Origin of the sequence: Nitrospirillum amazonense (genome assembly GCF_007828035.1) — a bacterium.
In the GTDB taxonomy this organism is placed as follows: Bacteria; Pseudomonadota; Alphaproteobacteria; order Azospirillales; family Azospirillaceae; genus Nitrospirillum; species Nitrospirillum amazonense.
Window position 1 is genome coordinate 35,339 of the sequence record NZ_VITV01000008.1, and the last position, 25,326, is coordinate 60,664.

At 67.1% G+C, this 25,326-nt stretch carries 20 protein-coding genes; 10 read left to right on the forward strand and 10 right to left on the reverse strand.

Going from position 1 to position 25,326, the window contains the following annotated elements:
• Positions 1-10: 10 nt before the first annotated feature.
• Entirely contained in the window at positions 11-358 is a 348-nt protein-coding gene (locus FBZ87_RS20660) for an Hsp20/alpha crystallin family protein (protein WP_145612492.1), read from the reverse strand.
• A gap of 299 nt (positions 359-657) precedes the next feature.
• On the opposite strand from FBZ87_RS20660, the gene FBZ87_RS20665 reads away from it, so the two are divergent.
• From FBZ87_RS20665 to FBZ87_RS20675, 3 genes are all read left to right on the forward strand, one after another.
• Positions 658-1,071: a hypothetical protein gene (locus FBZ87_RS20665; protein WP_145612493.1), complete on the forward strand. Its 414-nt coding sequence runs from the start codon at positions 658-660 to the stop codon at positions 1,069-1,071.
• A 177-nt stretch (positions 1,072-1,248) separates the two neighbouring features.
• Positions 1,249-1,878, forward strand: coding sequence for a flavin reductase family protein (locus tag FBZ87_RS20670; protein WP_145612494.1), 630 nt, complete (start codon positions 1,249-1,251; stop codon positions 1,876-1,878).
• Positions 1,879-2,105: 227 nt separating this feature from the next.
• On the forward strand, positions 2,106-2,618 hold the full coding sequence (locus FBZ87_RS20675; protein ID WP_145612495.1) for a flavin reductase family protein: 513 nt from the start codon (positions 2,106-2,108) through the stop codon (positions 2,616-2,618).
• A 153-nt stretch (positions 2,619-2,771) separates the two neighbouring features.
• Here FBZ87_RS20675 and FBZ87_RS20680 read toward each other — a convergent pair whose 3' ends face one another.
• The 4 genes from FBZ87_RS20680 to manD all read right to left on the reverse strand — a co-directional run bounded on the left by FBZ87_RS20680 (position 2,772) and on the right by manD (position 10,270).
• Positions 2,772-5,648 (reverse strand): TonB-dependent receptor, encoded by a 2,877-nt coding sequence (locus FBZ87_RS20680; protein ID WP_145612496.1) that lies wholly within the window; start codon positions 5,646-5,648, stop codon positions 2,772-2,774.
• A 96-nt stretch (positions 5,649-5,744) separates the two neighbouring features.
• Positions 5,745-7,439 carry a GH35 family beta-galactosidase gene (locus FBZ87_RS20685; RefSeq protein WP_145612497.1) on the reverse strand — a complete coding sequence of 565 codons (1,695 nt, stop codon included), beginning with the start codon at positions 7,437-7,439 and terminating at the stop codon, positions 5,745-5,747.
• A gap of 206 nt (positions 7,440-7,645) precedes the next feature.
• Positions 7,646-8,965, reverse strand: coding sequence for an MFS transporter (locus tag FBZ87_RS20690; RefSeq protein ID WP_145612498.1), 1,320 nt, complete (start codon positions 8,963-8,965; stop codon positions 7,646-7,648).
• A gap of 99 nt (positions 8,966-9,064) precedes the next feature.
• Positions 9,065-10,270, reverse strand: a complete 1,206-nt coding sequence (gene manD, locus FBZ87_RS20695) for a D-mannonate dehydratase ManD (protein WP_145612499.1) — start codon at positions 10,268-10,270, stop codon at positions 9,065-9,067.
• Positions 10,271-10,744: 474 nt separating this feature from the next.
• Between manD and FBZ87_RS20700 the strand changes: the two genes are divergently transcribed.
• The 5 genes from FBZ87_RS20700 (at position 10,745) to FBZ87_RS20720 (ending at position 19,128) form a co-directional block, all read left to right on the forward strand.
• Positions 10,745-11,464 carry a GntR family transcriptional regulator gene (locus tag FBZ87_RS20700; RefSeq protein ID WP_244410944.1) on the forward strand — a complete coding sequence of 240 codons (720 nt, stop codon included), beginning with the start codon at positions 10,745-10,747 and terminating at the stop codon, positions 11,462-11,464.
• A 137-nt stretch (positions 11,465-11,601) separates the two neighbouring features.
• A complete protein-coding gene (locus tag FBZ87_RS20705; protein ID WP_246134517.1) occupies positions 11,602-13,992 on the forward strand; it encodes a glycoside hydrolase family 3 N-terminal domain-containing protein in 2,391 nt (796 codons plus the stop codon).
• A 5-nt stretch (positions 13,993-13,997) separates the two neighbouring features.
• On the forward strand, positions 13,998-16,883 hold the full coding sequence (locus tag FBZ87_RS20710; RefSeq protein WP_145612501.1) for a glycosyl hydrolase 115 family protein: 2,886 nt from the start codon (positions 13,998-14,000) through the stop codon (positions 16,881-16,883).
• A 24-nt stretch (positions 16,884-16,907) separates the two neighbouring features.
• Positions 16,908-17,864, forward strand: a complete 957-nt coding sequence (locus FBZ87_RS20715) for a polysaccharide deacetylase family protein (protein WP_145612502.1) — start codon at positions 16,908-16,910, stop codon at positions 17,862-17,864.
• 25 nt (positions 17,865-17,889) lie between these two features.
• Positions 17,890-19,128, forward strand: coding sequence for an SGNH/GDSL hydrolase family protein (locus FBZ87_RS20720; protein WP_145612503.1), 1,239 nt, complete (start codon positions 17,890-17,892; stop codon positions 19,126-19,128).
• Between the two features lie 4 nt (positions 19,129-19,132).
• On the opposite strand, the gene FBZ87_RS20725 is transcribed toward FBZ87_RS20720, so the two are convergent.
• Positions 19,133-19,531 (reverse strand): DUF1636 family protein, encoded by a 399-nt coding sequence (locus tag FBZ87_RS20725; RefSeq protein WP_186454880.1) that lies wholly within the window; start codon positions 19,529-19,531, stop codon positions 19,133-19,135.
• 146 nt (positions 19,532-19,677) lie between these two features.
• Between FBZ87_RS20725 and FBZ87_RS20730 the strand changes: the two genes are divergently transcribed.
• On the forward strand, positions 19,678-20,841 hold the full coding sequence (locus FBZ87_RS20730) for a winged helix-turn-helix domain-containing protein (RefSeq protein WP_145612505.1): 1,164 nt from the start codon (positions 19,678-19,680) through the stop codon (positions 20,839-20,841).
• Here the strand turns inward: FBZ87_RS20730 and FBZ87_RS20735 are convergent.
• On the reverse strand, positions 20,824-21,408 hold the full coding sequence (locus tag FBZ87_RS20735; protein ID WP_145612506.1) for a DUF4865 family protein: 585 nt from the start codon (positions 21,406-21,408) through the stop codon (positions 20,824-20,826). The genes FBZ87_RS20730 and FBZ87_RS20735 overlap by 18 nt on opposite strands.
• A gap of 101 nt (positions 21,409-21,509) precedes the next feature.
• On the reverse strand, positions 21,510-22,424 hold the full coding sequence (locus tag FBZ87_RS20740) for a LysR family transcriptional regulator (RefSeq protein WP_145612507.1): 915 nt from the start codon (positions 22,422-22,424) through the stop codon (positions 21,510-21,512).
• Positions 22,425-22,529: 105 nt separating this feature from the next.
• Here FBZ87_RS20740 and FBZ87_RS20745 point away from each other — a divergent pair, with 105 nt between their 5' ends.
• Positions 22,530-23,366 (forward strand): oxidoreductase, encoded by an 837-nt coding sequence (locus tag FBZ87_RS20745; protein ID WP_145612508.1) that lies wholly within the window; start codon positions 22,530-22,532, stop codon positions 23,364-23,366.
• On the opposite strand, the gene FBZ87_RS20750 is transcribed toward FBZ87_RS20745, so the two are convergent.
• The gene (locus FBZ87_RS20750; protein WP_145612509.1) at positions 23,363-24,607 is read right to left on the reverse strand and encodes an MFS transporter; all 1,245 of its coding nucleotides are present in this window, start codon (positions 24,605-24,607) and stop codon (positions 23,363-23,365) included. The two genes, FBZ87_RS20745 and FBZ87_RS20750, sit on opposite strands and share 4 nt — an antisense overlap.
• Before the next feature lie 132 nt (positions 24,608-24,739).
• The gene (locus tag FBZ87_RS20755; protein WP_145612510.1) at positions 24,740-25,315 is read right to left on the reverse strand and encodes a helix-turn-helix domain-containing protein; all 576 of its coding nucleotides are present in this window, start codon (positions 25,313-25,315) and stop codon (positions 24,740-24,742) included.
• Positions 25,316-25,326 lie beyond the last annotated feature (11 nt).

Below are 25,326 nucleotides of genomic sequence, written 5' to 3' on the forward strand. Positions count from 1 at the left end.
GATCCCTCGCTCAGCCAAGGAAAGTCCCGCCCTTGGGCACGGTTACAGTCATCACGCCGCGACGGAACTCGGTCCGCACCAGCCGCGGATCGGGGCGGAACGGCAGTGGCACCCGCCGCCGGGGCACCTCCGGTCCCCACAGGACCAGGGCCCGATCCTTCAGTGTCACGGCGAACGGGCCGGACAGCACGTCTTCCGGCAGTTCGGTGATGATGTACAACGCCTCCTCCGCCTCCACGATGTCGATGGCGGGCGCATCGGTGGCAGGCACGTCGATGGCGGTGGCCGGGGTGGGGGCGGCTGGGCTGCCCAGGGCCCGGGCAATGGTGGTGCCGTGGTCGATGGAATAGTGGGCCATGGCGGGCGCTCCGTCGAGGATGGCTGTTCATGGGTTCAAGAGCCGGGGCGGCCTTTCCGTTCCCGGAACGGCGCCGAAAACAATTCGCCGCAGGGGCTGACGGGGGATGGGGCTGCCGGGTGGCTTGTGCTATGCTGGCCCCGCCACTCCATCCAGCGGGCGACCCGGTACCGTCTCCCCTGAGCCCGTCTCAGGGGAGAGCAGTGCGGGCCCGCCGCTCGTTTCGTTCGTCTCGCCCACGGCATCGGGGCCTTGCCCGTGCCATCCGTGCCGGGGATCGCAACAGAGGGGAGGACGCCATGCCTGACGCCGTCAAAGCACCGTTTCCACCGAACGACCGGACCAACCAAGCCCTCTTCGGCACCATGCTGGCCGACAACGCCGCCTGGCTGGGTGACATCCAGCACGCCTATGGCCGCATGGCCCATGGGGGCATGGCCTTCTTTCAGGAAATGAGCCGTTTCTGGGAGCTGCGCATGCACGAGGACAGGGAGGCCTGCGCCGAATTGTTGGCCTGTCGCACGCCGCAGGAACTGCAGGAATGCGGCCAGCGCTTCGCCCTCAAGGCCAGCCAGGATTACGCCGAGGGCATCAGCCGCCTGCTGCAAGTCAGCATCGGCGCGTTGGAGGACGGGCCCATTGGCAAGGGCGACGGGGCAAAGGGGGATGACGTCGGGGGCGGTGCCGCCGCGGCGCCCAAACAAGTCGCCTGACAGCCCGCGCCCTCGCCTGTCACGCAACAGATGCCGGTCGCGCAACAGACCTGTGCGTCGACGCCGCGTTCAAAGCGCGCGCCGGGGCCATTATGTTCAGACGGTTAGCAATTTGGGCGGCCGCCCCACCGCCGGTAGACGCCGGCGGCGGCCGCCCCACCGCCGGGACAGGATCTTATGCGCCAGCACCATGACCTCTATTCCTATGAGCCGGCCAAGGGCCATGGGTTGCCGCACGACCCGTTGAACTCGATGGTAGGACCCCGCCCCATCGGCTGGATCTCCAGCAGGGGGCGGGACGGCAGCGTCAACCTGGCGCCCTACAGCTTCTTCAACCTGTTCAACTACCGCCCGCCCATCGTGGGCTTCTGCAGCACCAGCGCCAAGGACAGCCTGCGCAACGCCCAGGAAACGGGCGTCTTCGTCTGGAACCTCGCCACACGCGACCTGGCGGAACAGATGAACGCCACCAGCGCTCCCGTGCCGTACGGGACCAACGAATTCGAGGCCGCCGGCCTGACCCAGCTGCCGGCGGTGCACATCGACGTGCCGCGCGTGGCCGAAAGCCCTGTCCATTTCGAATGCCGGGTGACGGACATCCACCGCCTGCGCCGCCATGACGGCACGGCCGTGGATTCCTGGCTGGTGATGGGCGAGGCCGTCGCCATCCATATCGCCCGCAACCTGATCGTCGATGGCGTCTTCGACACCTTCGGCGCCGGTATCATCCTGCGCGGTGGCGGCCCCTCGGCCTATGCCGCCATCACGCCCAACACCCGTTTCGACATGGACAGGCCCCGTGGATGATGATTGGGCGCAGGCAAATGGCTGTTGAAAACTATTCAATTACGGCGCTGCGGGCCAGTGTGGTACCGCAGCGCACAGTCCTTTGACTAAGCGTCGATCCGCCTTGTCATCCCGAATGAAGCGGTGTCCTATTCCCACCGCTCGGGTCTTGTGCCGAAACATTGGGCTGGCAACACCATCACCGGCAGGTAAGGTGTGCCCTCTATCGCGCTGTCTGTTGAGGCCTCATGTCCACGTCCTCCGCCCTTCCACCGCTCGATGACGCCGCCAGCATCATGGATGGCCTGCGCCAGGCCATGCGCCGCTTGGCGGCCTCGGTCTCCGTGGTGACGCTGCGGGATACGAACGGGGCGGCGGGCGCCACGGTCAGCGCCCTGTGTTCCCTGAGCTTCGAGCCACCCTCGGTCCTGATCGCGCTGAACCAGTCCGGCAGCATGCACGACCGCATCCTGGCGGTGGACACCTACGCCATCAACATCCTCTATGCCGACCAGGAAGAGGTCTCAAAGACCTTCGGCGCCCCCAACCGGACGGCCGACTGCTTCAGGCCCGACGCGTGGGAAGACATCATGGGCGCCCCCTGCTTGATCGGCGCCCAATCCACCCTGATCTGTCGCCGCGCCGCCGAGCTGCCCCACGGCAGTCACCGCGTCATCGTGGGGGAGGTGCTGTGGACCCGCAGCCGGCCCGAGGTCAACCCGCTGCTCTACGCCGACGGCGGTTACCGCCGGCTGGGGTGAGGCGCGGCCGGATTAAGACCGGTAAAGCCGCAAAAGGAAATCCCCGGGGGACGGGCGCCCCCGGGGATTTTTGTTTTTAACTGCCAAAACTCGAGTTTGGACGGCCCTAGGGAAGGGAGGCCCCTGGGACCGTCGGGGGGACTGAACTGGATCTCAGAACTTGGCGCGGGCGCCGAAGATCACCTGCACGCCGGGGTAATAGATGCTGTAGGGCGAGTTGGAGTGGCCGAACAGCGTCACCAGCGGCTCGTTGGTGACGTTCAGGGCATCCACGGTCAAGCGCAGGCTGTCGTTGAAGAAGGGCAGTTGATAACCCATGGACAGGTCCAACTGGCCATGCGCCTCGGCGATCAACGCCTCGTTGATGTTGTTCTGTGGGGCGTTGGCGGCCGTAGACTGGTCGTTCCAGACGTAGTTCACGCTGAGCGACACGCCGTGGCCTTCATAATAGGCCTGCAGATTGTAGCTGTAGGGGGCGATGCCGGTGGCGAACAGCCCGCTGTCCGAGCTCTGCTCGATATGCGTGCCGTTGGCCGAGAAGCCCAGACCCTCGACGATGAAGTCCAGCGGCTGCACCCAGGTCAGCTCGATGCCCTGCAGCAGCAGCTTGCTGAGGTTGACCGGCTGGGTCAGCGTGACGGTCGCCACGTTCGGGCCGCCGCGCAACAGCAGGGCCTGCTGCTGGCTGGTTTGCAGGTCGCTGAAATTGATGCCCAGGGCGGTGAAGGGCACAGTCTTCTGCGTGGTGACGGTGAAGCCGTCGATGTCCTTGCGGAACAGGGCGGCGCCGATATAGCCCAGGCCGCCCGTGTACCACTCGCCACCGATGTCGATGTTGTTGGAGGTGTAGGGCTTCAGGTTCGGGTTGCCGGCGCTGGCCACCTGCGCCGAGATGTCGGAGAAGGTGGTGCCGGGCAGCAGTTGGCTGGCGTCGGCGCGGGTGATGCTGCGCGAGGCCGAAGCGCGCAGCTTGATGTCATCCGTCAGGCTGTAGACCACGTTGGCCGAGGGCAGCACGTCACTGTACCCGGTGCTCAGCGTCTGGTCGACCAGGGCGCCGGACGCGGTCACCAGCGGGCTGGTCACGGTCTGGTCGGTGTGGAAGTAACGCAGGCCCATGTTGATGGCCACGTCATGGCCCAGCAGGGTATCCTTGGCGTTACCCTCGGCATAGCCGCCGAAGGTCTTTTCCGAGATGTTGCCGACGGAACCGCCGGTCACGGCGCTGCGCGTCTGCGGCGCCGTTTCCTTATAGTATTCGTAGTTGGTGGCCTTCTCCAGCGCCGACAGGTTGGTCATGATCCACTGGGTGTAGCCGACGTTGCCACCGGCCAGGTGACCGAAGTCGCTGATGTTCATGGGCTGCAGGTACTGGCCGATCTGGGAATTGGGCACCGAACCCGACAGCCCGTCGCAGGTGGCGCCGCAGACGGAGGTCTGGAAGGCCGTGCTGTTGTCGTAGGCGCGGATGATGCGGCTGGCCATGTCATAGGCGCCGCCCACCTTCAGGTTGACGTTGTCGTCGCCGTACTGGGTGTCGATGTGGGCGCCACGGGTCGTGGTCTCGCGGTACACGTTCTGCACGTTCACGCGGTACCACTTCCAACCCAGGTTCGGGTCGTTCAGGTTGCGGTTGGGCACGATGATGGGTTCGCCGTTGGCGCCATTGGCCTGATAGCTGACCACCAGGCCGGACTGCGCCGGCGTCTGCACGTCGAACTGCGGCTGTTCACGGAAGAAGGTGCTGTGGCCGTAGTTAACCTGGGCATCGACCTTGAAGTCCTTGGACGGCTTCCAGGTCAGGGTGGGGTTGATGTTGTAGAACTCGGTATGCTGGTTGAAGATGTCGTTTTCCAGGAAGAAGCTGGAATTGGCGAAGGTGCCCTGGGTCACGACGTTGTTGCTGTCGACGGTCAGGTTGAAGGGGACCATGCCGCCGGTGGACGTGGGGCTGGTGCCGGGGCCGGAGTTGCGGACGTACCAGTTCATGTTCAGGCGCTGATAGTCGCGGTCGGACTGGGCCCACAGGCCGTCGATGGCGAAGTGCCACTCGTCGCTGGGGCGGTATTCCAGGGACAGCAGGCTGGACACGCGCGAACGGTCGCCGAAGGTGTAGCTGTTGCGGCCCAGGCGCGGGATCTGCGCGCTGCCCAGCTGCGGCAGGGTCAGGCCCGACGTCTGCGCCAGGTTCACCGGCTGGCCAGCGGTGAGGCCCGCCACGTTGCGGGGGGCTGTGCTGGCATAGACGAAACCGTTGCCGGTGCCGACGTCGCCGCTGCCGGCGGGCAGGTTGCCGTCGGTCCAGCCGATGGTCTCGAAGCCGTCGATGCGGGTCGTGGTCTTCACGCCGGACACGCCGACCAGGATGCCGAAGGGGCCCCAGGTATGGCTGGCCACCATGGCGCCGCGCGGGCTGACCTCGCCGTCGGCGTTGGTGTACTGGCCCTGGCCGATCAGGGTGACGTGGGTGCCCTCGTTATCGAAGGGGCGGGCGCTGTGCAGGTTCACCGTGCCGGCAATGCCGCCTTCCAGGGTGGAGGAGACCGGCGTCTTCTCCACGTCCAGGCGGGTGAACAGCTCGGACGGGAACAGATCCAAGTCGACTTCGCGGTTGGCGTTGCCGCCGTTGGTGCCGCCGTCCGACGCCACCGCGATCTGGGTGTTGTTCAGCAGCACCTTGGAGAAGCTGGGGCCCAAGCCGCGGATGGAGACCTGCACGCCTTCGCCGTCGATGTCGCGGTTCAGGTTCACGCCGGGGATGCGGTTCAGGGTCTCGGCCAGGTTGGTGGCCGGCAGCTTGCCGATATCCTCGGCGAAGATGCTGTCGCCAAAGGCGACGGAATTGCGCTTCTGCTCGGTGGCGTCCAACAGGCTGCGCCGGATGCCGGTGACGGTGATTTCCTCCAGCGCGGCATCATCGCCCGCCGAGGCCGTCTGGGCGTAGGCCTGCATCGACATCATGCCCAGCAGCGCGGAGCCGGCCAGGGCGGTGGTCGTCAGTAATGCTTTCCAGTTCTTTGAATATGCCATTTCTTTTCCTCCCTGATCGCCCGCGGCTCCCTCTCCGGATTGGGCGGTCTGTTGTTAAGGTTCTGGTTTTGCGCGGCAATCCCGCGCGGATACGGGTCAGCGGTAGCGGTAGAACGTCACCCGCTGGATCTGAAACTGATCGGGGGGCAGGCGGATATGCCGACCCTGGTGGGTCTGGTCGCCGTTCAGATAGCGTCCCGGCACCCAGCGGCCCTGCGCGTCGAACGTGCCCTCGACGGCCTTGTCGATGCCGGCCAGCGCCGGGCCATCGCCCTTGGGGCCCGGTTCACCGGCGACCGTGACGATCAGGCCGCGGCCGGCGATCAGGTATTCCTCCGGCCCCGTCTGGATGATTAGGCCGCCGTGGCTGGCGGTGTCCTGCTCCGCCTTGGGCGTCCAGCTGTCGATGAAGCCGACGGTGAAGCGGTAGTCGCCCAGGGTGCGCGTGACCGGGGCGTCCAGCACCGTGCCATCCTCGAGCACCCGGGGCTTGAAGCCCGCCATGCGACCCAGCCCCTGCGCCTTAAGGATGGCGGGGGTCAGCTGGCGTAGCAGGCCGTAGGCGTCGGTGATGGCCGCCTGGCTCTTGGTGTCCGCGTTCTCGATGGAGAAGGGGCTGAAGCCGAAGGCGTCCAGATTGCCGATTGCGTAGAAGGCATTGGCCGGCACCTCGGGCGCCGTCACGTTGTTGGCCTCGGGAATGAACAGCGGATTGTCGGCGCGTTTGTACCGCCCGGCCAGGTCACTGAAATTGTGGAAGTAGATGTCTGGTCCGATCAGGTCCAGGCTGGGCGCGCCGGTCTTCCACACGTCGATCAGATGGGGCAGGGGCCCGCCGCTGGGATACTCGCCCGGCGTCTTGCCGGCCCTGTTCAATGCCACGTTGACGTACATGGGCAGGGGGTAGGCAGCCTTGCCCGCACGGGTGACGGCGTCGGCGTACTGGGCGTAATGCCAGGCGGTGAACACCTCCTGCCCCGCGTCGGCGTCGCCGAACACCTGGCCCCATGTGCCAGCGGTCTTGGCGCCGTGGGCCTGCCACAGGGCGCGCAGCTCCGGTTCCACCGTCTTGCCCTCGCGCACGGTGCGCAGCAGCGCCTCCGGCACCGGCTGCGCCCAGGCGGCCTGGGCGGCATCGCCCCATTCGCGCGCCACCGGCAGCATGCCGATCTCATTTTCCACCTGCACCATCAGCACGGTGCCTTTGGCATCAACGGCCTTCAGATGCGCCATCAGGGCCGCGAAGGCCTTCGCGTCGGCGTCGCGGAGCGCCGGGGAGAAGGCGGAAAGGATTTCCACGCTGGCACCATTGGCGGCGCGGGCGCGCGGGAAGCGCGCCTGGTCACGCTTCACCCAACCGGGGACGTAGGTGGACATGCTGTTCTTCCAGGCGCCAAACCACAGCAGCACCAGATGCATTTCCTGGGCGCGGGCGTCGGCCAGCAGCCCGTCAACCGTGGAAAAGTCGAACGTCCCTTCCTTGTCCTCGATCAGTTCCCAATAAACCGGCGACAGAACCGTGTTCAGGTTCATGGCCTTCAGTTTGGGCCAGTACTTGGCCATGTAGGACCGGCTGGAGGCGCTGGAATTGCCCAATTCACCGCCCAGCACCAACAGCGGCCTGCCGTCCACCATGAGGCGGGTGGCGGTGCCTTGGTGGTCCAGGATGGGGACGGCGGCCAGGGCGGCCGTGGGGGAGGACGTCCCGGTGGACAGCGCGACCAGGCTGGCGGCCAGCATCAAGCGCCAGGTGTTTGTTTGCCGGCCGGTGGCCGAATGCAGGCGTCCCATTCCGCTCCCCTCCCTCAACCAGCGCGTTCGAGGCGCTTTTAAATGGTAGCGTTACCATTTCCAGGAAACAGCAATATTGTCAATATATTTTTTAAACAATATTGGTATAATTCTGATAATTATTTTAAAATACAGGCAAATACAATGCCACCTTCCAAAGAAAGGTGATCGTTTCCAGAGAAATTACTTAAAGATTTTCTTTTTTCTCAGGATGCGGCGCCTCCGCTGTCCGGTATGGCGGGGCGCAGCTGGGGGCTCAGTGTCTGGAGGGCCAGCAGCGCCAGGGGATAGGCCAGGGCGGCCGTCAGGAAGATGGGGCCATAGCCGCCTGTGGTCTGCAAAATCCATCCCGTGAACTTGGACATCACCATGCCGCCCACGGCCCCCGCCGTGCCGCCCAGGCCCACTACGGTGGCGACGGCGGAGGGGGGAAACAGGTCGGAGGGCAGGGTCATCAGGTTGGCGGAAAAACCCTGATGACCGGCGGTCGCCAAGCCGATGATCAGGACCGCCGCCACCAGCCCGCCGACCCAGGGCGCCGCCAGCACGGGGACGACGCAGACGGCACACGCCAGCATGGCGACCTTGCGCGACCGGTTGGCGCCCAGACCCCGTCGCATCAGGCGTGACGACAGCCAACCACCGGCCACGCTGCCGACGTCGGACATGAGGTAGATCGCCACCAGGGGCGGGCCGAAGCTGGACAGGTCCAAGCCGAAGCGGCGGCCCAGGAAGTCCGGCAGCCAGAACAGGAACACCCACCAGATGGGATCGGTCAGGAACTTGGCCAGCACATAGGCCCAGGTCTGCCGCTGGCGCAACACCCAGCGCAGGCGCGGGCCCTGAACGGCAATGATGGGGGAAATGGCGTCAGAGCGGATGTGGGCCAACTCCGCCCCAGTCAGATGCCGATCCTCTTCCGGCCGGCGGTAGAAGAGAAGCCAGGCGGCCAGCCATCCGAAGCTGATGACACCGGTTACCACGAAAGCGGTGCGCCAATCGGCCACGGCGACGATGACGGGCACCACCAAGGGGGTGACGACCGCGCCGACGTTGGAACCGGCGTTGAAGATGCCCACGGCCAGGGCGCGCTCGCGCCGGGGGAACCATTCCGCCACGCTTTTCAGGCCTGCGGGGAAATTGCCGGCTTCGCCGGCGCCCAAGGCCACGCGCGCCAGGGTGAACTGGACCAACCCGCCGGCCAGGCCGTGGGCCATGTGGGCCAGGTTCCAGATGACGAAGGTCAGGGCGTAGCCCCAGCGAGCACCCACCCGGTCGATGACACGGCCGAACACCAGGTAAGCGATCGCGTATGAGGCTTGGAACCAGAAGATGATGTCGGCGTAGTCGGTATCGGACCAGCGGAATTCCTGCGACAGTAGGGGCTTCAGCAAGCCCAGCATCTGGCGGTCGACGTAGTTGATGACGGTGGCGGCGAACAGCAGGGCAACGACGATCCAGCGCCGCCGGCCTAGCCTGGCCGGCGGTGTGATCGGTGCACCTGTGGCTTCCGCGGGCCACGCCATGAACGTCTCTCTCCCATTCGTCACCGGCGGCTTTGACGCCCGCGCGGCGCTGTTCTTATGCAAGGGCGCGTTCAAGGCCGCGCCCGGTCCCAAGCCAGCTCACCAGTTCCAGAGCGTGCCGTCCGTCAAGCGGGCCACCGGGAGGTAGGCGGGCTGATAGGGGTACTTGGCGGCTTCCGCCTCATCGATGTCGACGCCGTGGCCGGGCGCTTCGCCTGGGTGCATGTAGCCCTGATCGAAGCTGTAGGCGTGGGGGAAGACGCTCTCGGTCACGGCCTCGTGCACCATGCGTTCCTGAATGCCGAAGTTGGGCACCCACAGGTCGAAGTGCAGGGCGGCGCCCATGCACACCGGCGACAGGTCGGTGGCCCCATGGCTGCCGGTGCGGATCTGGTACAACTCCGCCAGGTTGGCGATGCGGCGCAGGTGGGTGATGCCGCCCGCGTGCACCACCGTGGTGCGGATGTAGTCGATCAACTGGTTCTGGATCAGGTCCTTACAATCCCAGATGGTGTTGAACACCTCACCCACCGCCAGGGGCGTCGTGGTGTGCTGCCGGATCAGGCGGAAGGATTCCTGGTTTTCCGCCGGGGTGGGGTCTTCCATCCAGAACAGGCGGTAGGGTTCCAGGCTTTTGCCCAAGCGTGCCGCCTCGATGGGGGTCAGGCGGTGGTGCACGTCGTGCAGCAGATGCAGGTCCCAGCCGAAACGGTCGCGGGCGGCGGCGAACAGGGTGGGGGCGAAATCCAGGTAGGCTTCCGTGGACCAGGCCGATTCCGCCGGCAGGCCGCGTGTCGCCGGCTCGTAATTGATGCCTTTGGCCACGCCGTACACACCCTTCAGGCCGGGCACGCCCGCCTGGATGCGGATGGCCTTGTAGCCCTGATCGACATAGTGCTGCACCTGGTCCATGGCGTCATCGACGGTTTGGCCGTTGGCATGGGCGTAGACCATGACGCCGTTGCGGCTCTTGCCACCCAGCAACTGGTACAGCGGCAGGCCGGCCACCTTGGCCTTGATGTCCCATAGGGCGGTGTCCACCGCGGCGATGGCCGACATGGTGACGGGACCGCGGCGCCAATAGGCGCCCTTGTACAGGTACTGCCAAATATCCTCGATATCGTGGGGATCACGGCCGATCAGGCAGGGAATGACATGGTCGGTCAGGTAGGACGCGACCGCCAGTTCACGCCCGTTCAGGGTGGCGTCGCCGATGCCATAGACACCTTCATCCGTGCGGATCTTCAGGGTGACGAAGTTCCGCGCCGGGCAGGTGACGATGACGTAGGCGTCCGTGATCTTCATACTTTCAGCTCCGAAGGCGGGTCCAGGTGGGCGCGGGCCGGCCATGAAAAGGGCGGCGGATCCGGCAATGGTCTTCGACAAAGCCCCCGGGGTGGCCATGGGGCTGTGTTCTCTCCCAGTGCGAAACGGCTCATGCCGTTCGTCAGTTACCATTCATGTATACTACCATACCAGCTGGGTCAACAGGACAGTATGGGGTGCGTCTGAAGGGGGCAGCCGCTGCTGCGTGAAATTGCGCTGCTCCCATTCTCCGACCGACATCGCGGCCTTGTTTGTCGCCTAGTATGGTAGTATGTATGAATTGTAAGAGCAACGGCGTTCGACAAAAATGCGTTTCCTTCGGGCGATGTCCTCTGGAAGACGCCGGCCGAATGTCGCAGGGTGGAAACGGGGATGGGCGGTGTGCCGCGAGGGTACTCCCGTGCCGGGACCGTTTCGGCCCCGGGCCCGTGCGACTCTAATGGGGTGCGTCTGGTGTTGGCGGAAAATGACCGTGTCGTCCTGAACCGTATCCAGGCGGACAGTGCGGAGCCCGTGGCCCGCCGCGTGTTCCGGGAACTGCGGGGCGCCATCGTCGCCATGAAGTTCCGCCCCGGCCAAGCCATCTCCGAACAGGATATCGCCGACCAGCTGGGCGTCAGCCGCCAGCCGGTGCGTGAGGCCTTCATCAAGTTGAGCGAGGCGGGGCTGCTGTCCATCCGTCCGCAGCGTGGTTCCTTCATCGTCAAGATTTCCGTACGCCAGGTGTTCGACGCCCGTTTCGTGCGCGAGGCGGTGGAACTGGCAGTGGTGCGCCGCGCGGTGGCGGAGATGAAGGCGCGCGATATCGACCTGCTGCGTGACAACCTGCGCGCCCAGGCCAACGCCGCAGAGGACCGCGACCATGCGGGCTTCCTGGACCTGGACGAGCGCTTCCACCGTGACATCGCGCTGCATGTGGGCTGCGAATATGCCTGGCGGGTGGTTGAGGAAACCAAGGCGCAGATGGACCGCGTGCGCTATCTCAGCATGCCGGAGGCGACGCCGTTTTCCCTGCTGATCACGCAGCACCATGCCATCGTCGACGCCATCGCCGACCGCGACGCGGACAGGGCTGAGGCGGCGATGCGCCAACACCTGCAGGAAATCCTGACCTCTCTTCCCCGGTTGGCCACCCGGTTCCCGGACCTGTTCGCCGACGACGCGCCCTTATAACGATTTGGCTGTTTGGTAGGACCGGTCCCGGCCGGCTTAAGGTTTTGTGGCCATGGTAACGGTACCATGGCGGCCCTGACGGGGCGGGTGTCCGGGGGCCGGAGGCCTTGAAAGAATAACGATAGGGAGAAGCCAGCGTGCGTATACGCCATGACTCCATCCATCATCGGATCGGCCATCGGATCGGCCGCCGCCTGATCCTGGCCGGCGTCGCCGCCGTGGCCATCAGTGCCGCCGCCTATGCGGCCGACAAGCCTGCGGTCTACAAGGACGCGGGCGCGCCGGTGGCCGCCCGGGTCGACGATCTGCTGGCGCGCATGACGCTGGATGAGAAGGTGGCCCAGCTGATCGCCGTGTGGGATCACAAGCCCGCCATCTTCGACGCGGGCATGAACTTCGATCCGGCCAAGGCCAGCGGCGTATACCCCAACGGCCTGGGCCAGTTCACGCGCCCCAATGACGAAAAGGGCTCCGGTTCCCTGCGGACCCAGCATTGGCGGGACACAAAGGGCACGGTCGCCATGGTGAACGCCGTCCAGCATTGGGCGGTGGAGAAGACGCGGCTGGGCATCCCCGTGCTGTTCCATGAGGAGGGCCTGCACGGTTACCCTGCCATCGGCCCCACCAGTTTCCCCCAGGCCATCGCCCAAGCCAGCAGCTGGGACCCGGACCTGATCCGTGAGGTCGACAGCGTCGTGGCCCGCGAGATCCGCGTGCGCGGCGTCAGCCTGGTGCTGTCGCCGGTGGTGGACGTGGCGCGCGACCCGCGCTGGGGACGCATCGAGGAGACCTTTGGCGAGGATCCCTACCTGGCGGGGGAGATGGGCGTGGCCGCCGTCCAGGGACTGCAGGGCGACAGCCTGCCCCTGGCCGACGGCAAGGTCTTCGCCACGCTGAAGCACCTGACCGGCCACGGCCAGCCCGAAAGCGGCACCAACGTCGGCCCCGCCTCCGTCGGGGAGCGCACGCTGCGGGAGATGTTCTTCCCGCCGTTCGAGCAGGTCATCCACCGCACCAACGTGCGCGCCGTGATGGCCTCGTACAATGAGATCGACGGCGTGCCCAGCCATGTGAACACGTGGCTGCTGCACGACATCCTGCGCGGGGAATGGGGCTATAAGGGTTCCATCATCAGCGACTATTCCGCCATCGACCAGCTGGTCAGCGTCCATCACGTGGTGCCGGATCTGCCGTCGGCCGCCATCCGCGCCATCACGGCCGGGGTGGATGCCGACCTGCCGGATGGCGAGTCCTATGCCAGCCTGGCCCAAGCCGTGCGGGCCGGAAGGATCAAGGAAGAGGTGATCGACCGCGCCGTCCGCCGCATCCTGGAACTGAAGTTCCAGGCCGGCCTGTTTGAGCACCCCTATGCCGACGCGGACAAGGCCGAGGCCCTGACGGCGAACGGCGAGGCGCGGGCTGTGGCCCTGAAGGCGGCGCAAAAGTCGGTGGTGCTGCTGAAGAACGACGGCGTGCTGCCGCTGGACATGGCCAAGGTCAAGACCCTGGCCGTCATCGGCCCCAATGCCGCCAAGGCCCACCTGGGCGGCTACTCAGGTGAGCCCAAGCAGACCGTCAGCATCCTGGACGGCATCAAGGCCAAGGTGGGCGCCCAGGTGAAGGTGACCTATGCCGAGGGCGTGCGCATCACCAAGGATGACGATTGGTATGGCGACACCGTCGAACTGGCCGATCCGGCGGAAAACGCCCATCTGATCCAGCAGGCCGTTGCCGTGGCCAAGACCGCCGACCACATCGTGCTGGTCATCGGCGACAATGAACAGACCAGCCGGGAGGGCTGGGCCAACAACCATTTGGGCGATCGCGACAGCCTGGACCTGGTGGGCCAGCAGAACGATTTGGCCAAGGCCCTGTTCGCCTTGGGCAAGCCCATGGTCGTGGTGCTGCAGAACGGCCGCCCGCTGTCGGTGGTGGACGTGGCCGCCAAGGCCAACGCCCTGATCGAGGGCTGGTACCTGGGGCAGGAGGGTGGCACCGCCATGGCCGACGTGCTGTTCGGGGACGTGAACCCGGGCGGCAAGCTGCCGGTGACCGTCCCGCGCTCCGTTGGGCAATTGCCCATGTTCTACAACAAGAAGCCCAGCGCGCGGCGCGGCTATCTGTTCGACACCACCGACCCGCTGTTTCCCTTCGGCTATGGGCTTAGCTACACGACCTTCGACGTGGGCTTCCCGCGTCTGTCCACGCCCACGATCGCCAGGGATGGCGCCGTCACGGTGTCGGTGGACGTGAAGAACACCGGCAAGCGGGCAGGGGATGAGGTGGTGCAGTTGTATCTGCACCAGCAGGTCGCCTCCGTTACCCGGCCGGTGAAGGAGTTGAAGGGCTTCCAGCGCGTCACGCTGGCCCCGGGCGAGAGCCGCACGGTCACCTTCACCGTCGACGGCCAGGCGCTGGCCCTATGGAACCAGGACATGAAGCGGGTGGTGGAGCCCGGCGCCTTCGACATCATGGTCGGCGACAATTCCGTCGACCTCAAGACCGCTGTCCTGACGGTCACGGAGTGAGAACCATGAAGCGTTTCATCCGATCCCTTCTGCTGGCTACCGCCACGGTCGCGCTGGCCCCCCAGGCCTGGGCCCTGGGCCAACCCCGGTATGTCGAGGCACAGGCCACGCCTGGCGGCTTCGCCATCGTGCAGGGCGGTGTCGCCGCCCGCCTGCATGTCGATGCCCAGGACTATGCCGGCGTGCAGCGCGCCGCGCGGGACCTGGCGGCCGACATCGGCAAGGTCACGGGCGTCACGCCCGCGATAAGCCAGGACACGGATCTAGGCGCCCTGCCCATCCTGGTGGGCACCCTGGGTCACAGCCCGACCATCGACAGGCTGGCGGCGGAGGGCAGGATCGACGCCGGCGTCCTCAAGGGCAAGTGGGAGGCCTTCCGCATCCAGGTTGTGGCCAACCCGGCACCCGGCATCGCCAGCGCCCTGGTGATCGCCGGCAGCGACAAGCGCGGCACCATCTACGGCCTGTACGACGTCTCGGAACAGATCGGCGTGTCGCCCTGGGCATGGTGGGCGGATGTGCCGGTGCGGCACCGCGACAGCCTTTATGTGAAGGCTGGCACCTATGGCGAGGATCCGGCACCGGTCAAGTATCGCGGCATCTTCCTGAATGACGAGGCGCCGGCCCTGACCGGCTGGGCCAGGGAGAAGTTCGGCGGCCTGAACCACCAGTTTTACGAACATGTCTTCGAGCTGATCCTGCGGCTGAAGGGCAACTACCTGTGGCCCGCCATGTGGGGCAACGCCTTCAACGAGGATGACCCGCTGAACCCCAAGATCGCCGACGAGTATGGCGTGGTCATGGGCAATTCCCATCACGAACCCATGCTGCGGTCCCAGCAGGAATGGAAGCGCCACGGCACCGGCCCCTGGGACTATGCCCAGAATGGCGAGGTGCTGCGCCAGTTCTGGTCGGACGGGGTACGCCGCAACAAGGACTTCGAGAGCATCGTCACCATCGGCATGCGCGGTGATGGCGACATGCCCATGACCGGCGACGCGGCGGCAGCCAACACGGCGCTGCTGGAAAAGATCGTGGCCGACCAGCGCCAAATCCTGGCCAAGGAGGTCAACCCCGACGTCACCCAGATCCCGCAAATCTGGGCGCTCTACAAGGAAGTGCAGGAGTATTACGAAAAGGGCATGCGCGTGCCCGACGACGTGACCCTGCTGTGGTGCGACGACAATTGGGGTGACGTCCGCCGCCTGCCCACGGCGGAGGAGCGCAAGCGTCCCGGCGGGGCCGGCATGTACTACCATTTCGACTATGTCGGTGATCCCCGGAACTACAAGTGGATCAATACCAACTCCATTCCTAAGGTCTGGGAACAGATGAACCTGACCTTGGAATATGGCGCGGACCGGGTGTGGATCGTGAACGTGGGCGACCTGAAGCCCATGGAATTGCCCATCGAGTTCTTCCTGGATTACGCCAGGGACCCCAAGCGCTGGCCCAAGGAGAAGCTGCCGGAGTTCACGGCCGCCTGGGCCGAACGCGAATTCGGGCCTGAGCACGCCGCCGAGATCGCGACCCTGGTCACCCGCTACGGCATGCTGATCAGCCGCCGCAAGCCCGAGTTGCTGGACGCCAACACCTTCAGCCTGACCGACTACCGCGAGGCGGAGCGGGTGGTGGCCGACTACCAGGACCTGGTGGCGAAGGCAGAAGCCATCTATCAGGCCCTGCCGGCCGACGCCCGAGACGCCTTCTTCCAGCTGGTGTTGCACCCGGCCAAGGCGGCGGCCCAGGTGACGGAGCTGTACGTCGCCGTCGGCCGCAACCGCCTGTATGCCGACCAGGGCCGCGCGTCGGCCAATGCGGAGGCCGCGAAGGCCAAGGCCCTGTTCCAGGCCGATGCCGACCTGACGAAGCAGTACCACGCGCTGAATGGCGGCAAGTGGGACCACATGATGGACCAGCCCCACATCGGCTATACCTCTTGGCGGGAACCGCTTGCCGACATCATGCCGGAGATCCGGGAACTGAGCCTGCCGGCAGAGGCGAAGCTGGGCGTCGCGGTAGAGGGCAAGACCCAGGCCTGGCCGGCCCTGGATGGCAAGCCAATGAAGGACGCCGCCGTGCTGCCGGACCTGGATGTGACCAACAAACCAAGCCGTTACATCGATGTCTTCAACCGGGGATCGAAGCCTTTCGCCTACACCGCCAAGGCCAGCGCCCCCTGGATCATCCTGAGCCAGGCCAAGGGCACGGTGACGGAGGAGACCCGTCTGCAGGTGGCGGTAGACTGGGCCAAGGCGCCGGCCGGAACCAGCCCCGGCAGCGTCACCATCACGGGGGCCGGGGGCAGCGTCACCGTCCACCTGCGGGCCCTGAACACGCCAGTGCCGCAGGATGGCCAGCCGGCCTTCATCGCCGCCGACGGCTATGTGTCGATGGAGGCGGAGCACTACACCGGCAAAGCCGACGCCGGCGTGGCCGCCTGGCAGAAGATTCCGAACTATGGCCGCACCCTGTCGGGCCTGGCGCCCTTCCCGGTGACCTCGGCCAGCTTCGCGGCCGGGCAGGGGCCGCGCCTGGACTACCGCGTGTACCTGCCGGCGGCAGGCCCGCTGACGGTGCAGGCCATCGTCGGCCCCACCCTGAACTTCGTGCCCGGGCGCGGCCTGCGCTATGCCGTTGCCATCGATGACGAGGCGCCGCAGGTGGTGGACATCCTGGCATTGAACGGGGTCGCCGACTGGTCCAAGTCGGTTGAGGATAACGCGCGCAAGCCCACCAGCCACCACACCGTGGCCAGTGCCGGCTATCACACCCTTCACATCTGGATGGTGGATCCGGCGGTGGTGCTGACCAAGCTGGTGGTGGATCTGGGTGGGGTGAAGCCCACCTATCTGGGACCGCCGGAAAGCGCCAGGGTGGCGGCGCGATAAAAAAAGGGTGGGGAAGAAAACGTCATGCGTCTGAAACGACTGTTGCCCCTGGCCGCCGGCCTGATGCTGACCGCGGCCCCTGTGCTGGCGCAGCAGGCGCCCCCGCAGGCCGCCAAAATGCAAGTGGCCCTGACCATGGACGACCTGCCGGTGCACGGCCCCCTGCCGCCCGGCCTGACCCGGGCGGAGGTGGCGGCCCGCGTGCTTGCGGCCTTCAAGGGCGCCGGCGTGGCGGAGGTCTACGGCTTCGTCAACGCCAAGGGCCTGGCGGACGAGGGCGACGATGCCGCCCAGGTGCTGGCCCTGTGGCGCCAGGCCGGCTATCCGCTGGGCAACCACGTCTATGCCCATGACGATCTGCATGGTCACGACGTGGCCGCCTTCACCGCCGCGGTGACGGCGGATGAGGCGGCACTCACGCAGTACATGGGCCCAGGAAGTGGAAAGAACACCGATTGGCACTGGCTGCGCTTCCCCTATCTGCACATCGGCGAGACGCCGGAAAAGCGGCGGGAGGTGGCGGCCTTCCTCAAGGACCACGGCTATCGCGTGGCCGAAGTGACGCTCAGCTTCAACGACTACATCTACAACGCGCCCTATGCCCGCTGCATGGCCAAGGGCGACCAGGAGGCGGTGGCGCAACTGCGCAAGAGCTATCTGGACCGGGCGGCGGAATCGCTGGCCATCGGGCGGCAGCAGGCCCAGGCCTTGTACGGCCGCGACGTGCCCCACGTCATGCTGCTGCATATCGGCGGGTTTGAGACGGTGATGCTGCCGGAACTGCTGTCGCTGATGAAGGCCAAGGGCGTGGCCTTCGTGCCCCTGGCCGAGGCGGAGGCGGACCCCATCTACGCCACCAATCCCGACACGCCGTCCAATGGCACCGGCAGCCTGCTGGACCGGGAAATGACGGCCCGCAACCTGCCGCAGCCGGCGCACAGCGCCGACCCGTCCACCTGGCTGGATGGCCTGTGCCGCTGACACCCCTAGATTCAGGAAACACCCCATGCGCCTCCGTTCCCTACTCCTGGCTGGTGCCCTGCTGGCTTCCGCCACGGTTCATGCCGCCCCCCAGAATGTTAACCAGTTAACCACCCGGTGGGTGGGCAGCTGGATGGCGTCCGCCCAGGCGGGCGGCGCCGATTCCACGCCGCCGGCGCCGGGCTTCACCGACGCCACCCTGCGCCAGGTGGTGCACCTGACCTTAGGCGGCGCCCGCGTGCGCTTCCGCCTGTCCAACGCCTTCGGCACGGCGCCGCTGACCATCCCCGGCGCCCATGTCGCCCTGTCGGCGAAGGAGGGAAAGACGCCCAGCGCCGCCATTCGCGCCGGCAGCGACCACGCCCTGACCTTCAACGGCCAGACGTCCGTCACCATTCCGGCCGGCGGCATGGTCTGGTCCGACCCAGTGGACATGGCTGTGCCCGACATGGTGGACCTGGCCGTCAGCCTGCGCCTGAAGGACGTGCCAGCCACGGTCACCGGGCATCCGGGGTCCCGCGCCACCAGCTATATCGCCATCGGTGATGCCCTGGACGCCGCCGATCTGCCCAACGCCGCGACGGTCACGCACTGGTATATCCTCACCGGCGTGGACGTGCAGGCGCCGGCCACGGCCAATGCCGTGGTCGTGCTGGGCGACAGCATCACCGACGGGCGCGACAGCACCACCGACGGCAACGGCCGCTGGACGGACGCCCTGGCCCGACGCCTGCTGCAGGGCAAGAGCCCGGTGGGCGTGCTGAATGCCGGCATCGGCGGCAACCGCCTGCTGCTGGACGGCATCGGCCCCCGCGCGCTGGACCGGCTGGATCGCGACGTGCTGGACCAGACGGCGGTGCGCTGGGTCATCGTGCTGGAGGGCATCAACGACCTGGCGACGGCCCTTAAGGCGGCGGAACGCAAAGAGGTGGGGGCGACACCGGAGGCCATCATCGACGCCTACCGCCAGATCATCGCCCGCGCCCATGCGCGCGGCCTGCTGGTCTATGGCGCCACCATCCTGCCCTGCCAGGGCATCGGCTATTGCGACCCGGCCATGGAGCCCAACCGGCAGAAGGTCAACGCCTGGATGCGCGGCAGCGGCGCCTTCGACGCCGTCATCGACCTGGACCGCACGCTCCAGGATCCCAAGAATCCCGGCCATCTCTTGCCGGAGGCCGATGGCGGCGACCATCTGCATCCGGGCGATACCGGCTATCGCCTGATGGCGGAGGGTACGGACCTGGCGCTGTTCGCGAGGTGACGGCTTACAAGCCAGGCGGGATCTTGGCCAGGATGCCGGAGCGGAAGGGACCGGGGCGGTCGCCGCGCATCAGCACGCCGGTCTCGCTGGCGGCATACTGTGCCGCCAGATCCAAGGCGGCGGCGGCGGTCTCGGGCGTCGGCGCCTTGTCGCAGAACAGGTAGCTGGGCTTGCCCGGGCCGGACAGGGCCACGGTGCAGGCGCGGTCGCAGCCGCTCATGCACTCCACCCCGTTCAGGGCCACCTGGTCGCGGCCCGGCCAGTCGGCGTGCAGGGCGGCCACGGCCTCGTACAGCAGGCGGCCGTCGCGCACGGCCTCCGGCAGGGCGCCCTTGGGCCGGCAGGTGACGCAGATGTGAAGAGTGTGGGCAGGGGCGGGGACGGTCGGGGACGCTTCGCTCACCGGGGACTTCCTCAAGGCTTGAACGCGGTGCGACTATGGGCTCGGCCGTGCGGCGGGCGTCAAGGGGATACGCCGTATATTCATCACAGGCGCGGCGGTCGCCGGCAGTTATAAGACGGCTTCCACGCCCCCGAGGATTCGGCCTGATGCCCAGCATGCCTGTCGAGATTTCCGCGTCCCGCGCCCGTCATCTCTGGCTGGCGGCCCAGCGTCTGCTGGAACCGACCCCCTTCGGCGCGGGCCCCCAGGCCGTGAAATTGGCGACCGAGCACCTGGGTTATGTCCAGATCGACACCATCAACGTCATCGAGCGCAGCCACCACCACATCCTGCAGACGCGCATCCCTGACTACGCCCGGGCGGACCTGGCGGCGGCGCAGTCGGTGGACAAGTCGGTCTTCGAATACTGGGCGCACGCCCTGGCCTATATCCCCACGGCCGACTATCGCTATTTCGCGCCGGACATGCGCCAGATGCGCGACAACCCGCCGGCCAACTACGCCGCCATCAACCGGCGCGATTACAACGCCCTGCTGCGCCGCATTGGGGAGGAGGGCGCGCTCAGCATCCGCGACATCGACGATGAGGTGCTGGTGGAGAAAGAGCATCTGTGGGCCAGCCGCAAGCCGTCCAAGCGCCTGCTGAACTTCGGCTTCTACAACGGGGACCTCACCATCTCCCGCCGCGACGGCATGCTGAAGGCCTATGAGCTGACCGACCGTCATTTCGGCTGGGAGCGGCGGCCCCGCCCGGCGACGCCGGGGCAGGTGGCCGACTATCTGTTGAGCCGCGCGCTGCGCAGCCAAGGGGTCGTCAGCCTGGATTCCATCTGCTACGGCAATTTGGGCCTGAAGGCCCAGGTCTTGCCCTTGATCGAGAAGGCGGTACGTGCCGGCCGCCTGGCCCAGGTGAGCATTACCGGCGCGGAGAAGGTGCCCCACTGGGCCGAGGCCGCGGCGCTGGAAGGCGGGCAACCGCCGGTCCCCGCCGGCCTGGTTCACATCCTGTCGCCCTTCGACCCGCTGGTCATCCAGCGCAAGCGGCTGGAGGCCATCTTCGGCTATGTCCATCGGTTCGAGGCCTATGTGCCGGCGGCCAAACGGGTGCTGGGCTATTTCGCTCTGCCGGTGCTGGTGGGGGATGAGATCGTGGCGGCCCTGGACCTGAAGACCGACCGCCAGGCCGGCCGCCTGTTGGTGCAACGCTGGACCTGGATGGTGCCGGAACGGCCGGATCTGAAGGCCGCCATCGAGGAAGCGCTGGGCCGGTTCCAACGCTTCCAGCTGGCGCCCTCACTCCTGCCGGCTTGAGGGCAGCGTTTCCAGGAGCGGCCGGGCCAACTGCAGCACCTGATAGGTCACGGCCGTGGCCGGCGGGTTCGAGGGCGCCTCCGCGGCCAGGCGAACCCGGGTCAGGGTCCAGGTGCGGGTGTCCACCCCCACGGCGGAGGCCACGATGTCCTCCCCCTCCGCCACCTCACGGTTCAGCGCGATTTCATCGGCCCACAGCCCGCCCAGGGCGGTGTCCATCGAGATGGGCGCGTTGTCCACCACGGCGTAACGGGCGTCGCGGGCGCGGCCCTTGCGCGCGTCCAGCGCGACGCGCACATCGATGTCCGCCCGGCCGAAGGTATCGGTGACGGCCTTATAGTGGTTATGTACCAGGAAATCGCGGAAGGCTGCGTCCTGCCGCCACAGGTACAGGGAGGAATAGGCGTTGGCGATGGCGCCGTGCCTGCCTGCCTCCCGCAGCAGGAAACCCTTGAAGTACAGTTCGGGCATGGCGGCCCAGCGGGCGGCGTTGGTCTCGGCCCGCTTGCGCAGGATGTCCAGGTCGTAGTCGGCCGTCAGGCGGTGGCTATAGTGCGCGATCAGCATCGGTTGTCACTCCCGTGGTGGCGATGTCCGGGAGGATAACGACGCCTAGACGATCAGATAATCACATGAATGACTATTTCAGTAATTGCTGTTTGAAATGATTAAGCTGTCGGCTCTTGCGCCATGCGCCGCAGGAAATCCACCAGCGCCCGCACCGCCGGCGGGGTGTGGCGCTGTTTAGGGTAGTACAGGTACCAGCCGGGGAAGGGGGGTGAGTACTCCTGCAACAGCGGCACCAGGGCGCCCCGGTCGATCAGTGGCTTCATCCACCGGTCCGACCAATAGGCGAAGGCGATCCCCACCCCTTGCGCGGCGGCGGCCAAGGCCGTGTCGCGGTGGGACACCACCAGCGGTCCCTCCACCGCCACGGCGAACCAGCGGCCGTCGGTCTGAAATTCCCAATTGTACAGCTTGCCGCTGCCGGGCTTGCGCCAATTGATGCAGCGATGGGCGTGCAGGTCGGCGGGTGTGCTGGGCTGGCCGTGGCGGGCGATATAGTCGGGCGAGGCCACGGCCACCTGATGCAGGTCGGGTCCCAGCTTCGCCGCCACCATGTCCTTGGCCAGCAATTCGCCCAGGGTGATGCCCACGTCGAACCCGGCTTCCACGATGTCCACCACCGCGTCATCGATGGCCAGTTCCAGCACGATGTCGGGATATGTCGCGTGGAAGCGCCCCAGCACCGGTTCCACCAGCGTGGCGGCCGCCAGCCGGGGCAAATGCAGGCGCACCGTGCCGGTGGCCGTGCCGCGCATATTGCCGACGTCCGCCACCGCCGCCTCCATCTGTTGCAGGGCCGGCTTGAACCCCGCCAGCAGCCGCGCGCCCGCCTCCGTCAGGGCGGTGCTGCGCGTGGTGCGGTTGAACAGGGCGACGCCCAGCCGTTCCTCCAGCCCGCGGATGGTTTGGCTGAGGGCCGACGGGGTGACCCGCAATTGGGCCGCGGCGCGGGAGAAGTTCCCCTGTTCGGCGATCATGGCGAAGGCCCGCAGGTCGGCGAATTCACTGCCGCGCATTCTATCTCTCCAGCTAACAGGCGCATCGAGTTTATGTAGCATACCGCAGATCCGGCGGCTGTGGCCCACTCCCGCGCATTCTCAAACCAGCGCTGGGGTGTCCCCATGGTCCAATCGAAGATTTTCCTGATCACCGGCGTCAGCAGCGGCTTCGGCCGCGCCTTCGCGGAAGCGGCGCTGGCGGCCGGCCATACTGTCGTGGGCACCGTTCGGCGCGCGGCGGACGCCCAGGCCTTCACCGCGCTGCACGATACCCGCGCCCGCGCCATCCCTCTGGACATCACCGATACCGACGCCATCGCGCCGGCCGTGGCGGGGGTGGAGCGGGATGTTGGCCCCATCGCCGTTCTGGTCAACAACGCCGGCTATGGCCACGAAGGCATCCTGGAGGAATCACCGCTGGCGGAAATGCGCCGGCAGTTCGACGTTAACGTCTTTGGCGCCGTGGCCATGATCCAGGCGGTGCTGCCGTTCATGCGCCGGCGGCGGGCCGGGCACATCGTGAACATCACTTCCATGGGCGGCTTCATCACCATGCCCGGCCTAGCCTACTATTGCGGCAGCAAGTTCGCGCTGGAAGGCGTCAGCGAGGTGCTGGCGAAGGAGGTGCGCGATCTGGGCATCCGGGTGACGGCGGTGGCGCCGGGTTCCTTCCGCACCGATTGGGCCGGCCGCTCCATGGTCCGTTCAGCCCGCGCCATAGCGGACTATGACAGCCTGTTCGACCCCGTGCGCCAGGCGCGGGAGGAGAAGAGCGGCCGCCAGGCCGGCGACCCAGCCAAGGCGGCGCAGGCGCTGCTCACCCTCGTGGAGGCCGAGGCCCCGCCGACACATCTGCTGCTGGGCACCGACGCCCTGGCCCTGGTGCGCGACAAGCTGACGGCGCTGGAGGCCGAGATCACCGCGTGGGAGGACCTGACGCGGTCGACGGATTTCGATTAGGCGGCGCAGCCGTCCTTGCCGGGCGCCGTCTCGGGGCCCGACGCCGTCTCGGGAAAGGTCGCCGCCAGGGTGGCCAGCGCCATGGCGGCGGCGGCGCCCAGCGCCAGGAACGTGAGGCGGTAGCCGAAATGGTCGACCAGCATGCCGGCGGCCAGGCCGCTGACGGCCGCGCCCACGCCCTGCACAGTGGCGATGACGCCCAGCGCCAGGTTGTAGCGGCCGGTGCCGCGCATCAGGTCCGCCGCCACCAGGGGCGTCAGGGCGCCATGAATGCCCGCGCCCACGCCGTCCAGCAACTGCACCGCCACCAGCCAGGCGCTGTTGTCCGACAGGGTATAGAGCACGGCGCGGATGGGCAGGATGGCGAAGCCCACCAGCAGCAGGGGCTTGCGTCCCCAGCGGTCCGCCCGCCAGCCGCTGACGAGCGCCACCGGCAGCATGACCAACTGCGCCGCGATGATACAGGCAGACATCAAGGCGGTGGCCCAGGTTGGGTTGGCGGCGGCCAGCTTCTGCCCCACCAGCGGCAGCAACGGGGCGTTGGCGAAGTGGAACAACAGGGCGCAGAAGCTGAACACCATGAGCGGCCGACATCCCACCACGGCGCGCCAGGCGGGTGGGCCGCCCCCGGCCTCATTCCCATCGGCCCCTTTGGCGCGCTGATGGTCAATGGCGCGTCCGGGAATGGACAGGACCGCGACAATGGCCAGGACGGCGAACACCGGCCCCAAAAGGAAAACGGACCGCTGGCCGAACAGCCGGCCGACCGCCCCGGCAACCAGGGCGATGAAAACGTTGCCGGCATGGTCCCAGGCGGCGTTGCGCCCCATGCGGGCCGCCAATTGCTGCCGTGCGAACAGGCCGAGGGTCAGCGCCGCGACGGCGGGGCCCAGCACGTCACCGACGGCGGCCAGGACGCTGTTGGCCACCAGCACGGGCCAGAAGTCCGGCCAGGCGTAGATGACGCCGGTGCCGGCCGCCAGGACGACCAGAGCCGCCACCATCACGGCGCGCTTGGCCGTGGTGGCGTCGATGGCCGCCCCCGCCGGCGTCTGCGCCACCAGACCGACCAGGCCGCTGACCATGGTCATGACGCCAACGGCCGACTGGGTCCAGCCCTGCTGGGTCACCAGGAAGACGTTGAGGAAGGGACCCAGGGCGCCGCGCACGTCGGCCAGCAGGAAATTGATCGCGTCCAGCGAGACGGGATGGAAGCGGCGGCGGGGGGAGGCGTCGGTCATGGCGGTCCTGGCCGGGGGGAGGCGGTGGGACCAGAAACCTAGGGGCCGCGTCACCGCATGACCATCGAACCTTGGACTGAGCCATGGCGGCGGACGATCTAGGCGGCCGACTGGCGGCCCCGACCGGCGGCCCTAGGGCTGAAGGATCAGCACCAGGTAGGTGCAGGGCCGCTCGCCCCGGTTCTCGAACACGCAGTCGGCCGGCGGGCCCAGTTCCAGGCTGTCGCCGGCCGCCAGCCGGTGCTCGGTGTCGCCCTCGGTAAAGGTCAGTTCGTTGGTCAGCACGTGGATGATGTGGCGGGTGAAGGCGTAGGCCGAGGCGGGGAAGGGCACGCGCGCGCCGGCCGGAAGGTCGATATGCACCAGTTCCAGCGGCATGTCGGACCCCGGGGGCGGCGCCACCAGGCGGCGGACATAGCCGGTGGCGGGGTCGCGCCAACTGCGCTGCTCGCCCGCGCGCAGCAGGCGGCGGCGTCCGTCATCCTCCGCCCGGGCCAGCAGGGCCGACAGGGTCAGGCCGAAGGCGCCCGACAACCGGCCGAGGAGTGAGGCGGTGGGGCTGCTTTCCGCCCGCTCGATCTTGTTGATCATGGCGCGCGAGACGCCGGCGCGGTCCGACAGGTCGGTCAGCGACCAGCCACGGGCCTCACGCTCCACCCGGATGCGGGCGCCCAGCCGCGCGTCCAGTTCATCGCCGTTTCCCGTCATGTGCTTACCGA

What these genes read in the sequence shown, in the direction of transcription:
- FBZ87_RS20660 (WP_145612492.1), bottom strand. Translation starts at nt 358, where the DNA reads ATGGCCCACTATTCCATCGACCACGGCACCACCATTGCCCGGGCCCTG.
- FBZ87_RS20665 (WP_145612493.1), top strand. Translation starts at nt 658, where the DNA reads ATGCCTGACGCCGTCAAAGCACCGTTTCCACCGAACGACCGGACCAAC.
- FBZ87_RS20670 (WP_145612494.1), top strand. Translation starts at nt 1,249, where the DNA reads ATGCGCCAGCACCATGACCTCTATTCCTATGAGCCGGCCAAGGGCCAT.
- FBZ87_RS20675 (WP_145612495.1), top strand. Translation starts at nt 2,106, where the DNA reads ATGTCCACGTCCTCCGCCCTTCCACCGCTCGATGACGCCGCCAGCATC.
- FBZ87_RS20680 (WP_145612496.1), bottom strand. Translation starts at nt 5,648, where the DNA reads ATGGCATATTCAAAGAACTGGAAAGCATTACTGACGACCACCGCCCTG.
- FBZ87_RS20685 (WP_145612497.1), bottom strand. Translation starts at nt 7,439, where the DNA reads ATGGGACGCCTGCATTCGGCCACCGGCCGGCAAACAAACACCTGGCGC.
- FBZ87_RS20690 (WP_145612498.1), bottom strand. Translation starts at nt 8,965, where the DNA reads ATGGCGTGGCCCGCGGAAGCCACAGGTGCACCGATCACACCGCCGGCC.
- manD (WP_145612499.1), bottom strand. Translation starts at nt 10,270, where the DNA reads ATGAAGATCACGGACGCCTACGTCATCGTCACCTGCCCGGCGCGGAAC.
- FBZ87_RS20710 (WP_145612501.1), top strand. Translation starts at nt 13,998, where the DNA reads ATGAAGCGTTTCATCCGATCCCTTCTGCTGGCTACCGCCACGGTCGCG.
- FBZ87_RS20715 (WP_145612502.1), top strand. Translation starts at nt 16,908, where the DNA reads ATGCGTCTGAAACGACTGTTGCCCCTGGCCGCCGGCCTGATGCTGACC.
- FBZ87_RS20720 (WP_145612503.1), top strand. Translation starts at nt 17,890, where the DNA reads ATGCGCCTCCGTTCCCTACTCCTGGCTGGTGCCCTGCTGGCTTCCGCC.
- FBZ87_RS20730 (WP_145612505.1), top strand. Translation starts at nt 19,678, where the DNA reads ATGCCCAGCATGCCTGTCGAGATTTCCGCGTCCCGCGCCCGTCATCTC.
- FBZ87_RS20735 (WP_145612506.1), bottom strand. Translation starts at nt 21,408, where the DNA reads ATGCTGATCGCGCACTATAGCCACCGCCTGACGGCCGACTACGACCTG.
- FBZ87_RS20740 (WP_145612507.1), bottom strand. Translation starts at nt 22,424, where the DNA reads ATGCGCGGCAGTGAATTCGCCGACCTGCGGGCCTTCGCCATGATCGCC.
- FBZ87_RS20745 (WP_145612508.1), top strand. Translation starts at nt 22,530, where the DNA reads ATGGTCCAATCGAAGATTTTCCTGATCACCGGCGTCAGCAGCGGCTTC.
- FBZ87_RS20750 (WP_145612509.1), bottom strand. Translation starts at nt 24,607, where the DNA reads ATGACCGACGCCTCCCCCCGCCGCCGCTTCCATCCCGTCTCGCTGGAC.
- FBZ87_RS20755 (WP_145612510.1), bottom strand. Translation starts at nt 25,315, where the DNA reads ATGACGGGAAACGGCGATGAACTGGACGCGCGGCTGGGCGCCCGCATC.